This is a genomic window from Sphingobacterium micropteri, from assembly GCF_014692515.1.
Classification (GTDB): Bacteria; Bacteroidota; Bacteroidia; order Sphingobacteriales; family Sphingobacteriaceae; genus Sphingobacterium; species Sphingobacterium micropteri.
Map to the genome: position 1 here is coordinate 333308 of NZ_JACOIK010000002.1, position 16844 is coordinate 350151.

Here is a 16844-nt window from a genome sequence, read left to right on the forward strand (position 1 = left end):
TATTTGTATTACCTTTGACATAGTATAGTATAGAACAGATGATTAATTGTCTATATTTTACAGTATTATAAACAGTATTATTATAAACCTATAGTTACTAATTAATAATTATTATGAATAATGGAAATACTCATTTTTTAATCAGCGGGTTAAAACTGTGTTTATTCCTGATGTGTTTAGCCACGATGGAGGGCGTTTTTGCTCAAGAACAAACCAAAACTATTGCGGGGACGGTAACCGACTCGTTAGGGGTAGGATTGCCAGGTATCAGTATTTCTGCGCAGGACAATCCTAGGATTGGGACGCGGACGGACGTAAACGGGAAATATGTATTAGACGTTCGAGCAGGAACCATTCTCCGTTTTTCAAATGTCGGTTTTGTAGATCGTTTGGTTACTGTACAGGCAGATCAAGACATCGTTAACGTGATGTTGGAGGAATCGAATACCGGCATCGATGAAGTCGTGGTCACGGCATTAGGACAACGACAACGGAGGGAAGCTATTGTCGGATCCGTAAGTACAGTTCAACCCGGTAATCTCAAAATTCCGGCCAGTAACTTGACGAATGCCCTTGCGGGGCAAGTCGCGGGTGTCATAGGCTATCAACGTAGTGGTCAGCCAGGACAAGACAATTCTAACTTTTTTATTCGCGGAGTAACAACTTTCGGTTATAAGAAAGATCCATTGATTCTAATTGATAATGTGGAGATGGGTGCGTCTGACCTCGCTCGTTTACAGGTAGATGATATTGAAAGTTTTTCGATCCTAAAAGATGCCAGTGCTACCGCTTTATATGGTGCAAGGGGGGGGAATGGTGTAATACTTATTAGTACCAAATCCGGAAAGGAGGGTACTGCACGCATTGGAGTTAGGTTAGAACAATCAAGCTCCCGGTCAGCATTTATGCCAAAAGTTGCGGATCCAATTACCTATATGCGTCTCTATAATCAGGCCTCTATAGGTAGAGAACCGCTTAACGGCGAACCTTTTAGTGAGAATAAAATTTACGAAACACAAGCGACCTTGGACGGAGCGCCTGGAAGCAATCCATATGTATATCCTGCTGTAGATTGGCTGGGCCTTCTATTTAAAGATGCAACCTCTACCCAACGTGCAAATCTGAATGTAAGCGGTGGTGGCGGAGTTGCCCGTTATTACGTGGCAGCATCTTATAACTTAGACAATGGAATTATGCGGCAGGATTCTAGAAATGTCGGCCAGACCAATGTAAAGTTCCAGAATTACCAATTGCGTGCAAATGTCAATATCGATCTTTCAAAAAATACAGAATTGGTGGTGCGTCTATCGGGCAATTTTAATGATTACCATGGACCGCGCGCAGCGGATGGTGGATTTTCAACGGATCTTTATAATGTTGCCATCCATACAAGTCCCGTTTTATTCCCTGCTTATTATGAACCGGATGAGGCAAATAAGGATGTGCAACATATCCTTTTTGGAAACGTTGGCGGTACCGGAAACAACAGTATCCTTTATAATAACCCCTATGCACAACTTTTAATGGGACATAAAAATTCCGTAGAGTCGCGATTGTCTGCGCAACTTGAATTGAATCAGAAATTAAATTTTCTGACGCAGGGCTTGAATTTCAGAAGTATATTTAATACAAATCGTTATGCTTATTTTGACTCGCAACGCCAGTATTCTCCTTATTATTACAACGTAGGTTCATACGACAAGCCTAGTGACACATACGTATTGAATTGGCTTAATTCATACCCAACTGGCAATAATGTGGCCCGAGAATATCTGGACTACAATCCAGGTCGTTCGGATCAGAACTCTTTCTTTTATTTCCAGGCCAGTTTAGATTACAATAGAAGCTTTGATAAAAACAATATCAGTGCTACGTTAATTGGTACGGCACAGGAAAACCGCTACTCTAACGCCAACAGCTTGTTTAATTCACTTCCCTATAGAAATATGGGTTTGGCAGGCCGTCTAACCTATAACTACGACAACCGATATTTTATCGAAACAAACTTTGGTTATAATGGCTCAGAGCGTTTTTCGAGAAACAATCGTTTCGGTTTTTTCCCGACCATCGGAGCCTCATGGGTGATCTCCAATGAAGATTTTTGGTCGCCCATCGCAGAAGTCGTAAACAAAATGAAGTTGCGTGCCAGCTACGGATTGGTAGGTAATGATGCGATCAGCGATCGACGATTTTTCTATCTTTCTGATGTGAATCTTAATGGCGGAGGTAACTATGCCAGCTTTGGTACGAACAACTATACAAGGAATGGCGTGTTTATTAACAATTATGAAAATTTAGATGTCACTTGGGAAACATCACGACAGGCAAATTTTGGTGTAGAATTTTCATTATTTAACAGGCTAGATGTAATTGCTGAATATTATAACAATTTTAAATATAACATATTAATGAATCGTGCTTCGGTTCCCAGTACATTGGGGTTGGAGTCTGGTATTTCTGCAAACTTAGGTGAGGTTCGTTCACAAGGTGTAGATCTTTCCTTGGATTATCGACACAATTTTGGAAATGGTTTCTCTGCGGCAGTTCGGTCAAACTTTACTTTTGCTAACAATAAATATGTCAAGTATGAAGAACCAGAATGGCCATTTTCTTACCAACGCTTAACGGGTCAAGGTCTTGGTCGTCGGGTAGGTTACATCGCTGAGCGTCTTTTTGTTGATGATGAAGAAGCTAGAAACTCGCCACAACAAATCTTTTCTACAAATGGATATGCACCTAGAGGAGGTGACATCAAGTACCGTGATCTGAACGGCGACGGCAGGATAGACGGTGACGATAGAACATCCATCGGTTTTTCGCAGGATCCCGAGATCGTTTATGGATTTGGGCTATCGACGAGCTATAAGAATTTTGATCTTTCTGGTTTTTTTCAAGGACAGGCACGAGCTTCTTTCTTTATGGATCCTGAACGTGTGAGTCCATTTGTTCCGAGCCCCGATCCATATATAGGCGGCCATACACAACTGCTTGAAGCTTTTGCAAATGACCACTGGTCAGAAGAAAATCAAAACTTATACGCTACCTATCCAAGGATGTCCGTGACGCACGCACAACTGGAAAATAATAGGCAGATAAGTACGTGGTGGATGCGTGATGGACGTTTTATACGATTGAAATCTTTAGAATTTGGGTACACCTTAAACCCAAATTTTAGTCGACGTCTGTATTTGAGTAACGCGCGTATATATCTCAATGGATTAAACCTCTTTACGTGGGCGCCTTTTAAAATATGGGATCCGGAATTGGGAGGACAGGGGTTCAATTATCCAATTCAAAAAGTGTTTAATGTCGGTGTAAATGTTACATTTTAATTACGTAATAAAATGAAAAAATTAGTCGTAAAAATCGGCGTGTTTTGCTGTGTGTTGAATATGTTATCCTGCAATGATTTTTTAGCGGTGACACCTGACAACGTGGGCACAATAGACCACGCCTTTCGCAATAGAAATGAAGCGGAAAATTACCTTTTTTCGTGTTACGCATATCTCCAGCGGGCCGCAAATCTGGCAACCGATCCGGCTTTTACTACATCTGGAGAACTAATCTACCCAAATAATCTGATTGACTATTTAGGTTTTAATAGGGGGGGATTCAATGTGCTTAGAGGATTTCAATCTGCAGCTAGTCCCGCTCTAAATACTTGGAACGGAGAAAACGGCAGCTATAACTTCTTCCGTTCCATCCGTCTCTGTAACAATCTGATGGACAATATCGATAAACCCATAGACTTAACTGAAGCGGAAAAGCGACGCTGGATAGCAGAAGCCAAATTCTTAAAGGCCTATTATCATTTCTATTTAATGCGTATGTATGGCCCCATACCGTTAATGAAAGAAAATCTTCCGATTAATAGTACAACTGAAGAAGTTCGTGTCTATCGCAATTCAGTCGACGAAGTAGTCGAATATATTGTAGAGCTTTTGGAAGAAGCCATTCCTGATTTACCCGAATCTATTCAGAACATCAATAGTGAATTGGGAAGGGCAACTAAAGTAATTGCATTGGGATTAAAAGCAGATGTGTTAATGACGGCAGCTAGTCCGCTTTTCAATGGAAATCCAGATTATGCACAAATAACGGATAACACAGGGAAATTCCTCTTTTCACAAGTATTTGACAATGAAAAATGGAAGATTGCAGCAGACGCTTGTTTGGCTGCAATACAGGAAAGCGAACAGCTACAACTGCGGTTATATACATTTGTTAATCCGCCTAATATTGGGACGTTATCCGATTCGTTACGTACCGTATTGAGTATACAAAATTCTGTGACAGAACGCTGGGATCAGAACCCGGAATTTATTTGGCCGAACGCACCTAGCTCTGGATACCAAGGTTTTGCTACGCCCCGCTTGACGGCTTTAGCGGTTAATAACGCGTGGTCTAATCCAGGAACGTTCTCTGCACCGATTAGTATGCAGGAATTGTTTTATTCAGATAAGGGTGTTCCTATTAACGAAGATAGAACTTGGGACTATGGTGGAAGGTACAGTCTCAAAACTGCTGAGGCAGAAGATCGATTCTTCGTTAAGGAAGGGTATACGACAGTTAAAGCACATTTTGGACGGGAAGCTAGATTTTATGCAAGCCTCGCCTTTGATGGAGGTGTCTGGTTTGGCAATGACGTATACAATCAGGAAAATGCTTATTTCGTGCAAGCCCGCGGAACCGCTGCATTTGCCGGGCCAAAAGATATGGTTCGTTTAAATATAACGGGATATTGGCCAAAAAAATTGGTGCATTACCAATCGGTTTACGACGATGGTTTTAGACAGGTTGAATTCCATTTACCCATTATCCGTCTGGCTGGACTTTATTTGTGGTATGCGGAAGCGCTGAATGAGTATTATGGTCCCACTAACGAGGAAATATTCCTCTATTTGGATGCGGTAAGAGAGCGTGCCGGATTAGAAGGGGTAAGGGAAGCTTGGACAAAATATTCTCGAATTCCTAATAAACCCAATACTAAGGAAGGTTTGAGAAGTATCATTCATCAAGAACGTCGTATTGAGCTTTGTTTCGAAGCTCGTGCAGGTTGGGATTTAAGGCGCTGGAAAGAAATGCAAGAGGCTCTTAGTGAACCTTTTCAGGGATGGAGCATTTATCAAGGTCAAGCGGAAAATTATTATAGGCCAGTTACCCAGTTTATGCCAATTTTTGGGCTGAAAGATTATTTATGGCCCATTAAAAGCTATGATTTAATACAAAATCCTAATCTTGTACAAAACCCATATTGGTAGGACTTAAAAACTTAAAAGAAATGGAATTTATATTATATAATAAAATAAAAAGCATTTATCTGCTTGCTTTCATCTGTTTAATCAATTTTCAGGGGTGCGAAGAAATAACAAATTACAACGAGATTATTTCAGCTGATAAGACGAAACCAGAGAACGTAAAGGATGTACGTGTTGAAAATTTTAACGGAGGCAGTCGTATTCTTTATACGTTGCCAAATTCTGATAATATCCTGTATGTTCAGGCAAAATATACCATTCGAGATGGCGTTAACAGAGAGACAAAATCAAGTTATTATACCGATACTGTTATCGTAGACGGTTTTGCCGAAAGTAAAGAATATGACGTAACCCTCACGGTAGTATCGCGCGCCAACGTATCTTCAGATCCTCTTACCGTAAAAGTACATCCCGATGAACCTTATTATAAATTAATAAAAAGAGAACTTACAACACGCGAAGACTTCGGGGGGATAAATATTCGGACGCTTAATCCCGACAGGCAGTCTATCGGCATTATATTGCTGGCGTTGGATTCTAACACAAATTCGCTGGCGATAAATGATCAGCATTTTAGCAAAGACGATATTATATCTTACTCCGTTAGGGGCCTTTCAGCAACTCCAAAAAGTTTGGGGGTTTATGTACAAGATAGATTTGGCAACCGTTCTGATACGACCTTACTTACGATAACCCCATTGCCAGAATTCTTGATGGATAAGTCAAAGTTCTTTACCTATCGCCTAGCTTCTGACGCAGATCTTTACACCGATGGAGGCTGGAATGTAGACCGGCTGTGGGATAATAATACCGGTGAACCCGGATGGCATACGGAAGCATCGGCCAAAGGAATGCCTATTTTGGTGACCTTTGGTATGGGGGTAAAAGCTAAGCTAAGCAGGTTCGTCCTATGGAATAGACCAGGACAATATTCATATAGCCATGGTAATCCGAGAATATTTTCTTTGTGGGGTTCGGATAAAGATTCGCCTCAGGATATTAAGTTGCCCATATCGGCTCCAGAAGGAGCGCAAGTAGGCGATTGGATCAATTTAGGGAACTTTAATTATCCCAATCCACCATCGGGCGCAGCGCCGACAGCTGTAACTGATTCGGACCGAGCTTTCGTAGCAGCAGGAGTAAATTTTGATGTGCCGATTTCAAGTCCTGCAATTCGTTATCTGAGATTGAATATTGCTGAAACGTGGTCTGGAGGCGAATTTGCTCATAGCCAGGAGATTTCAGTATATGGCACGGTTGAACAATAAAAGCACAGAAGTGGATGTAAGAATAACGGTATGTTAATAAAATTTAAAAACATGAAATGCAAAACTAATATAGTTCGGTTACTGACGTTGCTGCTAGTGTTATACACATTGTCCTGTGATAATAAAGATACCGATTTTAGAGACTTTTTCGGGGATAAGGAAATTGTTTATCCTGGAGTCGCAACAAAAATCATCAGCAAGAGCGGGAAAAACCGAGTCGCTATTGAATTTACACCAAGTCCCGATCCGTCGATTACTAAATATTTGGTTTTTTGGAACAATAAGAGAGATTCTTTGGTTTTTCCTGCAGTCGAACCAGATGCCGAAAACCGGATGACCTTATATGTTCCCAATTTGGACGAGTATACCTATTCATTTATGATTTACTCTGTTGATGATAAAGGTAATCGGTCAATACCGCTTGAAATCAATAATGTTAAAGTATTCGGAGGAATATATGAGAGAGGTTTGCTTAACCGTGCCTATAATGTAGATAATCCGTACACGTATGATTATGAAAACCATTTGGTTACTTTGAATTTTTTGCCTACGGACACCTTGGATGGTTTTAATGTAGGAACGATGATACGTTATCAGACAAACCAGGGACACACAATAGAAAAAGAACTGTCTTCTAATCAGAACAATATTGTATTACCTGATTTTAAGCATGGCACAGAAATAACTTATCGTTCTTCTTATATTCCTGAAAGAAATGCGCTGGATACTTTCGCTGTTGTAGAATATGATACTTATGCCGCGATATACGCCTTATTTGAATGTGATAAAAGCATTTTTGCAGAAGTAAATTTACCTTTTGATGTGGGAATCTATAACGGCGATCAATGTCCAGTAAGCAAGTTATGGGATGGAAGTGTCGGACCGCAAGGCTATCCTAATATTTTTCACTCTGCTGACGGAAGTAAAATGCCGCAGGCTATCACCCTGGATCTAGGTAGAGTGTATACCAATCTTGCAGTGCTGGAAGAAACAGGAAGAGATTGTTGTGGTAATCCACTGCGCTTTGAGGTATGGGGAATCGATGATATTACCGACGCAGCCCCCACAGTTGATCCCGCTGATGCGGCGTGGGCGCAACAATCTATAGACAAAGGCTGGACACTACTGAGGGACGTGATCCGTACAGATAATGGCAGTGCTGCCATGCGGTTTGATCTGATGGAGAATCCTCCGCCTGTACGCTATATTCGTATTCGAATTAAACAGGTAGATGGTGGTGGAAATACCAGCAATATGAGTGAACTGACATTTTGGAATAAGGAATAGAAGCAGATAATAATTTTTGAACATTAACATGATAATGAGAATCAGTTTAGTTTTAATTTGTATAGGATGGTTGGTAATCGTAAAGGCGTATGGCCAACAAGAAAAAGAGGTGCGTTTGACATCCTATGTTAATCCTTTTATTGGTACTGGGCCTGTCGACGGTAATAGTCTTTCAGGTAATAATTATCCTGGCGCAACTGTTCCATTTGGTATGGTGCAGCTGAGTCCTGATACGAAAGATATCCCCGATTGGAATGCGGCGTCAGGGTATGACTATAACGACCCTACGATTGCCGGATTCAGTCATACACATCTGAGTGGTACAGGCGTTGCGGAATTCTTTGATCTACTTGTCATGCCAATGACAGGAGAGCGACATACCCAAGCAGGTGATGTAAATGATTCATCAACAGGATATCGTTCGAAATTCTCGCATGATAAAGAACAGGCAAAGCCGGGATATTATAAAGTTCAGCTTTTGGATTATGATATTACTGCCGAATTAACGGCAACGACACGGGCTGGTTTTCATCGATATACCTTTCCGGAACAGACACATGAAGGGTATATCTTGCTAGATCTCAATCACACCCTTAATAAAGGCGCATGGGGTACCAAAATTATCCAGTCACAGATTCGTGTGTTAAATGACCATACTATTGAGGGATTTAGAGTACTAACTGGCTGGGCGAAGATGAGAAAGGTCTATTTTCGGGCTGAGTTCTCTAAGCCTATTGTTAGGAATCTAATCATAGATGGTGAATATGAATATGAGAACGAACGTGTCGTAAACGGGAATAATTTACGTGCCATATTTGATTTTGACGTAACGGATGGGCAACCGGTACTAATGAAAATTGGTTTATCTCCCGTCAGTACAGCTAACGCACAGGAAAACCTGAGTTCCGAGATAGCAGATTGGAATTTTGATGGCATCGTAGCCGCGGCGGATGCACTTTGGGAAAAAGAATTACGCAAAATTGTGGTCGAAGGATCTGAAAAAAAGAAAACGGTATTCTATACGAGTCTTTATCATGCTTTTCTTCAGCCAAATTTGATGTCAGATGCAAACGGTGATTACGTAGCAACCGATTATGTAACCAGAAATAATAAGGAAGCTCCGTTTTATTCTACGTTTTCGCTATGGGACACCTATAGAGCAGCGCATCCTCTTTACACCATCGTGCAGCAGAGACGAAGTACTGATTTCGTAAATAGTTTGCTGTCTCAGTATGATGCTTATGGTTATCTGCCTATTTGGCAATTGTGGGGTCAGGAGAACTATTGCATGATCGGTAATCATGCTATACCGGTTATAGTCGATGCAATCTTTAAAGGTCTACCAGGTATTGATATTGAAAGAGCTTATGAGGCGGTTAAAAATTCTTCGGTGACTACACACTTAAATTCACCATTTAAGTTATGGGACCAATACCAATATATGCCAGAAGATTTACAGACGCAATCGGTGTCAATTACATTGGAAATGGCATATGACGACTGGTGTGTGGCACAGTTAGCAAAGAAATTGGGAAAGACGTCAGATTATGAATATTTTACGAAACGTTCCTTATATTATAAAAATATCTATGATACAAAAAGTGCCTTTTTTAGAGGAAAGAACTCCGATGGAAAATGGCTTGAGCCTTTTGATCCACTTGAATATGGAGCAAATGGAGGAAACCCCTTTACGGAAGGCAATGCCTGGCAATATTTTTGGTATGTGCCGCATGACATTGAAGGGTTAATTGAATTAACAGGAGGGAAAAGCAACTTTAGCCAAAAATTAGATACCTTTTTTACGTTGGAGACAGCAGCCGATGCGACTAATCATAACGCCTCTGGGTTTATAGGCCAATATGCGCATGGTAATGAACCTAGTCATCATGTAAGTTATCTGTATAATTATGTTGGGCAACCATGGAAGACGCAACATTATGTTTCGGAGATTGTAAATCGCTTGTATACTGATAATCATGCTGGCTATCCCGGAAATGAAGATTGTGGACAGATGTCCTCCTGGTACGTGTTCAGTGCATTAGGTTTCTATCCAGTGAATCCCGCGGATGGCGTTTACGCCATCGGATCTCCCTTTTTTAGCGAGGCAACAATACAGTTGGAGAATGGAAATAGATTCCGTATTAAAACTAAGAAAAAGTCTGAGGAAGATATTTATATTCAGTCTGCGAAATTGAATGGTAAACCACTTAATGTTCCTTTTTTAAAGCATGAGAATATCATAAAAGGAGGCGAACTTGAATTTATATTAGGGAAATCCCCCAATAAGAAATGGGGTACTTCACCTATAACAAGAAGTTTATATTAAAATTTAAAAAAATAACTTTTTACGTGTTTTTTGGATGAGGAATAGTACAGCGCAGTATACTTTAACGCCATTGGGAAACACTTATAAATTTAAAGTAATTATTTTGAACAAATACTAGAGCGTTCGTATATCATGAAAATAAAAAAAATAGCTATCCTTTTAATTTTTTTGTGGACCTGCACGACAACTGCACAACCTTTTAATGCATTAACACTTTGGGATGACAAACCTGCTAAGGATTGGATGACACAATATTATCCTATCGGTAACGGACGATTAGGTGCCATGTTATCTGGTGGAGTGACGCAAGACCATATTCAATTTAATGAACAATCTTTATGGACAGGCGACGAACAGGAAACAGGTGCCTATCAAGCTTTTGGTGATGTTTTTATAGATTTTGATGAACAATCTTCCGACGGGCAAGGTTACCGACGATCATTGAACCTTCGGGAGGCAAGTCACCATGTAAAATACCAGTCGAATGGCCAGACCTTTCAACGCTGCGGTTTTGCTAATCATCCTGATAATGTATTGGTGTTCACGTATAAAGCTAATGCCAAAGGCGCCTATTCCGGACGCATCCGATTAATCGATGCCCACGGAGCTATCATCTCAGGCGATCACGATGCATTACACTTTAGCGGCCAGTTGGAAAATAAGCTCCGCTACGGAGCCTCGTTAAAAATAAAGCATGTCGGTGGAACGGTCGGGTTTCAAAAAGACGAAAATAACACGGTGAGTCTGGAATTTAAAGCTGTAGATTCCTTCACACTCTATCTCGTTGCGGCCACTGATTATAGTCCATTACGAAGTAACAATTGGAGAGCTGGAGATCCAGTTATCAAAAATAAACGAACACTGGATAACATCCTTAAAAAATCGGATGAACAGCTTTTTAAAGCGCATGTAGCGGATTATCAAGCCCTTTTTAACCGGTTTAGTCTATCTATTGGCAAACGGAACAAGAAAAATAATATCAAAACCACCGTACAACGCATTATCGACTATAAAAAGGAGACCGACCCAAGTTTAGAGACACTGCTCCTACAATATGGGCGATACTTATTGATCAGCTCATCCAGAAAAGGCGGACTACCGGCCAACTTACAGGGTTTATGGAACAATAGTAATACACCACCATGGCGATCGGATTATCATTCCAACATCAATGTACAAATGAATTACTGGCCGGCAGAAGTAAGCAACCTTGCTGAATGTCACGTTCCTTATCTGGAGTATATCCAATCCATGCGCGAAGTAAAGAAACAAAATACACAGGTGGAATTCCCAGGTGTACGGGGTTGGACAGTGCGCACCGAAAATAACATTTTTGGCGGAGAAAGCTTTAGTTGGAACGCCCCAGGCAGTGCATGGTTTGCACAGGCGCTATGGGAACACTATGCTTTTAATCAGAATAAGGATTATCTTAAAAATTTTGCGTATCCCATCCTAAAAGAAATTTGCGAATTCTGGGACGACCACCTCAAGCGTCGTGACGACGGTACGGTAGTAGCTCCCAATGGTTGGTCGCCAGAGCATGGTCCTACGGAAGATGGCGTGAGCCACGATCAGCAAATTATCTATGACTTATTCACCAATTATGTAGAGGCTTGCGATTCTTTACGGATTGATCCCGAATATCGAAACCACATTGCAACGCTACGAGATCAGCTATTGAAGCCTAAGATCGGCAGATGGGGGCAATTGCAGGAGTGGGAAACAGACCGCGACGATCCGGAAGATAAGCATAGACATGTATCCCACCTTTTTGCACTACATCCCGGAAGACAGATTTCGGTTAACAATACACCTGAGCTTGCAGAGGCCGCCCGCGTCAGCCTTACGGCAAGAGGCGATGAGTCTACCGGCTGGTCCATGGCTTGGAAAATGAATTTTTGGGCAAGGCTTCAAGATGGTAACCATGCATACACCATTCTACATAACTTTATTACGTTGGCTGCTAGCGAAGGTGTCGATTATGATAGCGGAGGAGGTGTATATGAAAATTTGCTTTGTGCACATCCGCCTTTCCAGATCGATGGCAACTTGGGTTACGTGGCAGGCGTGTGTGAAATGCTGGTACAAAGTCAAGAAGGCTTTATCGATCTTCTTCCTGCCGTTCCCGATCAATGGAAATCCGAGGGAAAAGTATCCGGTCTCCGGGCTCGTGGTGATATCACTGTGGATATGACATGGAAAGATGGAAAAGTCGTGTCCTACCGATTGACTTCTTCCAACAAAAAGAACGTAAAGATCAAAATCAATGGCCATTTTAAAGACGTGATTGTTAGCCAACTGTAGTTTTTTATATTTAGTATATCTCATATGACCTGTAATCGTAACCTCTATTTATTTTCTGCATTATGCCTGTTTGTTTTACCACTTCACGCTCAACAGCATTTAAAATTGTGGTATCATGAACCTGCCGAAACTTGGGAAGAAACGCTACCTCTTGGAAACGGGCGCCTTGGCATGACGCCAGACGGAAATGCAACGCATGAAACGATTGTCTTAAACGATATTACGTTGTGGTCTGGCGCTGTACAGGATGCCAATAACTACGATGCCCATAAAAGTTTGCCAAAAATCCGACAATTGATACTGGAAGGAAAAAACGATGAAGCACAAGATCTGGTGAATACCAATTTTGTATGTTTAGGGCCGGGATCCGGTGGCGCGCAATGGGGTAAGTTCCAAACTTTAGGAAGCCTTCATCTGGATCAGTATTATGGCGAAAATACCGCAATAGAAATCAAGAATTACAAACGTACACTGGATTTGCAGGAAGCTATCGCAACATCGAGTTATACAGTAAACGACGTTCATTATCAAAAAGAGTATTTTTCCAGTTTTGATGATGACGTGAATGTGATTCGTTTAACTGCTGACCAACCACGGATGTTAAACCTACAGATCGCCCTACGCAGGCCTGAAAAGTTTACGGTAAAAACGACCGATCAGGAATTGTTTATGTATGGACAGCTGGATAATGGAACCGATGGAAAGGGGATGCAGTATGAAGCAAGAGTTCGTGTCCAATTAAAGGATGGTATGCTCGCTAACACGGACACCTCGCTGGTGATCCAAAATGCATCCGAGGTCATACTATTTCTCGCTGCTGCTACCGACTTCCGACAACGTGACCACAAACGAGAAGTACGCGAAGTACTTGACGCGGCCTATCAGAAACCCTATGCGCTGCAAAAGAAAAAACATACGCAAAACTTCAGCAAATTATTTGGACGGGTGAAGCTGGATTTAGGGAAAGGAAGAGAAACGGAATGGTCTACCCGTCAACGATTGGATAATTATTATGAGGGTTATGCAGATGATGTATCCTTACCTGCATTATTTTTTCAGTTTGGGCGATACTTGAGCATCAGCAGTACACGCATTGGATTATTACCGCCAAATTTACAAGGGCTCTGGGCTAAGGAGATCAATACACCCTGGAATGGGGACTATCATCTCGATGTAAATGTCCAGATGAATCACTGGCCATTGGGTGTGGCGAATCTATCCGAGTTGAATTTGCCGTTGGTCGATCTGGTGAAAGGGTTAGTTGAGCCGGGTAAAAAAACAGCCAAAGCATATTATAATGCTCAAGGGTGGATTGCGCATGTGATCACTAATGTATGGGGCTTTACCGAGCCAGGAGAGAGTGCCAACTGGGGGGCATCTAATGCGGGTTCGGGCTGGCTGTGCAATAACTTATGGGAACATTACGAATATACCCAAGATATGGATTATCTAAAAGATATCTATCCGGTACTCAAAGGATCAGCTTTATTCTACAACGATGCCCTCGTGAAGGATCCAAAAACGGGATGGGTGGTCACTTCGCCATCGGTATCCCCGGAAAATTCATTTTATTTACCGAACGGTAATCAAGCTAGTATCTCTATGGGGCCAACGATTGATAACCAGATTGTCCGTGAATTATTCAGCAATGTCATCACAGCATCGAAACTGCTGGGCATTGATCATGATTTTAGAAGCGTATTGGAAGAAAAATTACCGATGGTCCCACCCCCGGGCGTCGTGAGTAAAGATGGTCGGATCCAAGAATGGCTTGAAGACTATAAGGAGGTAGATCCAGAACATCGGCATATTTCGCATTTATATGGGTTATACCCGGCAGCATTGATTACACCGTATAAAACACCGGAACTGGCTGAGGCATCTAAAAAGACACTCGAGGTACGCGGTGATGATGGGCCGAGCTGGGCAATTGCCTATAAGCAGTTGTTTTGGGCGCGACTGCATGATGGAAACCGTGCCTTCAAGCTCTTTAAAGAAATATTAAAGCCCACCCTGCGTACCGATATTAATTACGGTGCCGGAGGCGGGGTATATTATAATATGTTCGCTGCCGGCCCTCCTTTTCAAATCGATGGAAACTTTGGTGCGACAGCAGGGATTGGTGAAATGTTGCTACAGAGCCATGACGGCTTTATTGATCTGCTGCCGGCATTACCCGATGCATGGAAAAGTTATGGAAACGTACAGGGTCTAAAAGCTAAGGGAAATGTAACGGTCGACCTGAAATGGAAGAACGGAAAGGTCGTGCACTATAAACTTCGATCTCCTGATACCAAGACCGTGCAGGTAAAGGTGAATGGTAAATTAAAGAAAATAAAAACACAGAAAATATGATGAAAAAAAACGTATGGTTTATCTTCCTAGTCGTTTTAGCTGGTTTACAAACCGCCTATGCAATCGACATTCCCTTCGGTAATGGAGGAAAGGTCCTTTACGATATGAAAACCGGAACCTTTGACATACTGTCCCTAGAGGGGGTATGGCTAAAAAGAGGATTTTCAACGGCGAAAAATGGCGAGGCCTTCTTAAACACCAAGCAATATACACAACGGGAATATACGAAAGGCTCTTTTGAAGATGGGTATGGAGTAGGAACGAAACACACCATCACGTCTAGCCAGCGGGGTCTTCCAGATTTCAAGCAGATATTTTACACCTATGACGGCAAAGACTATATCGTCGTGGAAGTGGAAATCTATGATAAAACGCGTAAGTTGATCACGAATGGCTTCGTTCCTATCGAGGGAACCCTTGTCCCCGATCATACAGACCAATTACAATCTCTTTTTGCGCCGTTCGACAACGATACGTTCATCAGTTATGATAGTAAATCTTTAAAAGATACAGACGAGTTATACAGTGCCGAAGTAGGCGTTTTGTACCATGAACAAAACCGTTTGGGACATATCATTGGATCTATTGATCAGCAAATTTGGAAAACCGGTGTCCGTACCGTCAAAAATCAGGATCAATCGATAACGGTACAGGCGCTCGTTGGCTTTACCGCCAAAGATATTAATCGGGACGATATGCCGCACGGCTCGCTGGAAGGGAATAGCATTCATTCTGCAAAGGTGATGGTAGGCCAGTTCTCGGATTGGCGCACAGGTATGGATACGTATGCCGCACACATCCAAGCACTCCAACGTCGTGTCGTGCATGAATGGAAAGAGCATACGCCGGTAGCATGGAACAGCTGGGGTGCTATGCAGCAAGACATCAATTACGACAGACTTCTGAAAGTAACTGATTTTTTTGCGCACGACGTCCAGCAGTTGGCATCGGGACAATCTATTTATATCGATTTGGATTCTTATTGGGATAATATGTTGAAAGGGGGATTAGAAGGTGATTATTCCCAGTTAAAGAAATTTGCCGACTACGTGAAATCCAAAGGACTAAAACCGGGAGCCTATTGGGCACCATTTGTAGATTGGGGTTTTGACGGGGGGGCAAATCGCCGTGTGGAGGGAACCAACTATACCTATGGCGATATCTGGACAAAGGTAAAAAATGGTTATCATGATCTGGATGGAACCCGAGCTCTGGACCCTACCCACCCCGGGACACAGCAACGTTTAGCCCTTGTCATCGGCAAACTCAAAGAATGCGGTTTTGACATGATTAAAATTGACTTTTTAGGGCACGCGGCGATTGAATCTACAAAATTTGCTGACCCTATGGTAAAGACCGGTATGCAAGCCTACCATCGGGGAATGGAATATCTGGTAGAACAGTTGGATGACCAAATGTTAATTTATGCTGCTATTTCGCCAAACATCGCTACAGCACCTTACGTACATATGCGCCGCATCGCTTGCGATGCTTTCAGCTCCATTAAGGACACCCGTTATACACTCAATGCATTAACGTTTGGTTGGTGGCAAACCCATCTCTATGATTATATGGATGCTGATCATATCGTCTTCAAAAACGCAAGCGAATCGGAAAATACAGCTCGATTCCTATCCTCAGTTATTACAGGAAGTGTCGTTTTAGGCGATGACTTTTCCCAACCCGGCAGATGGCATAAAACGACACAACAGCTTTTTGAAAATCATCAGATCTGGCAAGTTATAGAAGACGGAAAATCGTTTATACCGGTGGAAACTGACCAATATGTTTCCCGAATTTTTGTAAAACAGAGTGACTCAGAGGCCTATATTGCACTATTTAATTATGACGAAGAGGAATTGCATTTGACCTTATCAAACGAAAAACTTGGCTTTGATAACAACACAAGATACAAAATGATTAATCTAACGGACAACAGTATACATTATTTGTCGCCCGAAAAACCTATTCGTTTAGAAGCTAAACATGCAAAACTATTTAAAATACAGAAAATCTAATTCTAACTATTAACAACAACATGCAATC

At 41.8% G+C, this 16844-nt stretch carries 8 protein-coding genes; all 8 read left to right on the forward strand.

What is annotated here, in order from left to right:
- The first annotated feature begins 170 nt into the window (after positions 1 to 170).
- The 8 genes from H8B06_RS03975 (at position 171) to H8B06_RS04010 (ending at position 16816) form a co-directional block, all read left to right on the forward strand.
- Complete coding sequence (locus H8B06_RS03975; RefSeq protein WP_190993000.1) at positions 171 to 3332, forward strand: SusC/RagA family TonB-linked outer membrane protein; 3162 nt, start codon at positions 171 to 173, stop codon at positions 3330 to 3332.
- Between the two features lie 12 nt (positions 3333 to 3344).
- Positions 3345 to 5261, forward strand: coding sequence for a RagB/SusD family nutrient uptake outer membrane protein (locus H8B06_RS03980; RefSeq protein ID WP_190993001.1), 1917 nt, complete (start codon positions 3345 to 3347; stop codon positions 5259 to 5261).
- Between the two features lie 20 nt (positions 5262 to 5281).
- Positions 5282 to 6526, forward strand: a complete 1245-nt coding sequence (locus H8B06_RS03985; protein ID WP_190993002.1) for a DUF5000 domain-containing lipoprotein — start codon at positions 5282 to 5284, stop codon at positions 6524 to 6526.
- A 51-nt stretch (positions 6527 to 6577) separates the two neighbouring features.
- On the forward strand, positions 6578 to 7813 hold the full coding sequence (locus H8B06_RS03990) for a DUF4998 domain-containing protein (RefSeq protein ID WP_190993003.1): 1236 nt from the start codon (positions 6578 to 6580) through the stop codon (positions 7811 to 7813).
- Positions 7814 to 7847: 34 nt separating this feature from the next.
- The gene (locus tag H8B06_RS03995) at positions 7848 to 10139 is read left to right on the forward strand and encodes a GH92 family glycosyl hydrolase (protein ID WP_190993004.1); all 2292 of its coding nucleotides are present in this window, start codon (positions 7848 to 7850) and stop codon (positions 10137 to 10139) included.
- Between the two features lie 132 nt (positions 10140 to 10271).
- Entirely contained in the window at positions 10272 to 12443 is a 2172-nt protein-coding gene (locus tag H8B06_RS04000; protein ID WP_190993005.1) for a glycoside hydrolase family 95 protein, read from the forward strand.
- 24 nt (positions 12444 to 12467) lie between these two features.
- On the forward strand, positions 12468 to 14798 hold the full coding sequence (locus tag H8B06_RS04005) for a glycoside hydrolase family 95 protein (RefSeq protein ID WP_190993006.1): 2331 nt from the start codon (positions 12468 to 12470) through the stop codon (positions 14796 to 14798).
- Positions 14795 to 16816 carry an alpha-amylase family protein gene (locus H8B06_RS04010; RefSeq protein ID WP_190993007.1) on the forward strand — a complete coding sequence of 674 codons (2022 nt, stop codon included), beginning with the start codon at positions 14795 to 14797 and terminating at the stop codon, positions 16814 to 16816. Before H8B06_RS04005 ends, H8B06_RS04010 begins: the two co-directional genes overlap by 4 nt.
- Positions 16817 to 16844: the final 28 nt, after the last annotated feature.

Excerpts from the sequence above, each read along its gene's own strand:
- H8B06_RS03995 (WP_190993004.1), top strand. The coding sequence starts at position 7,848 with ATGAGAATCAGTTTAGTTTTAATTTGTATAGGATGGTTGGTAATCGTA.
- H8B06_RS04010 (WP_190993007.1), top strand. The coding sequence starts at position 14,795 with ATGATGAAAAAAAACGTATGGTTTATCTTCCTAGTCGTTTTAGCTGGT.
- H8B06_RS03990 (WP_190993003.1), top strand. The coding sequence starts at position 6,578 with ATGAAATGCAAAACTAATATAGTTCGGTTACTGACGTTGCTGCTAGTG.
- H8B06_RS03975 (WP_190993000.1), top strand. The coding sequence starts at position 171 with ATGTGTTTAGCCACGATGGAGGGCGTTTTTGCTCAAGAACAAACCAAA.
- H8B06_RS04000 (WP_190993005.1), top strand. The coding sequence starts at position 10,272 with ATGAAAATAAAAAAAATAGCTATCCTTTTAATTTTTTTGTGGACCTGC.
- H8B06_RS03985 (WP_190993002.1), top strand. The coding sequence starts at position 5,282 with ATGGAATTTATATTATATAATAAAATAAAAAGCATTTATCTGCTTGCT.
- H8B06_RS04005 (WP_190993006.1), top strand. The coding sequence starts at position 12,468 with ATGACCTGTAATCGTAACCTCTATTTATTTTCTGCATTATGCCTGTTT.
- H8B06_RS03980 (WP_190993001.1), top strand. The coding sequence starts at position 3,345 with ATGAAAAAATTAGTCGTAAAAATCGGCGTGTTTTGCTGTGTGTTGAAT.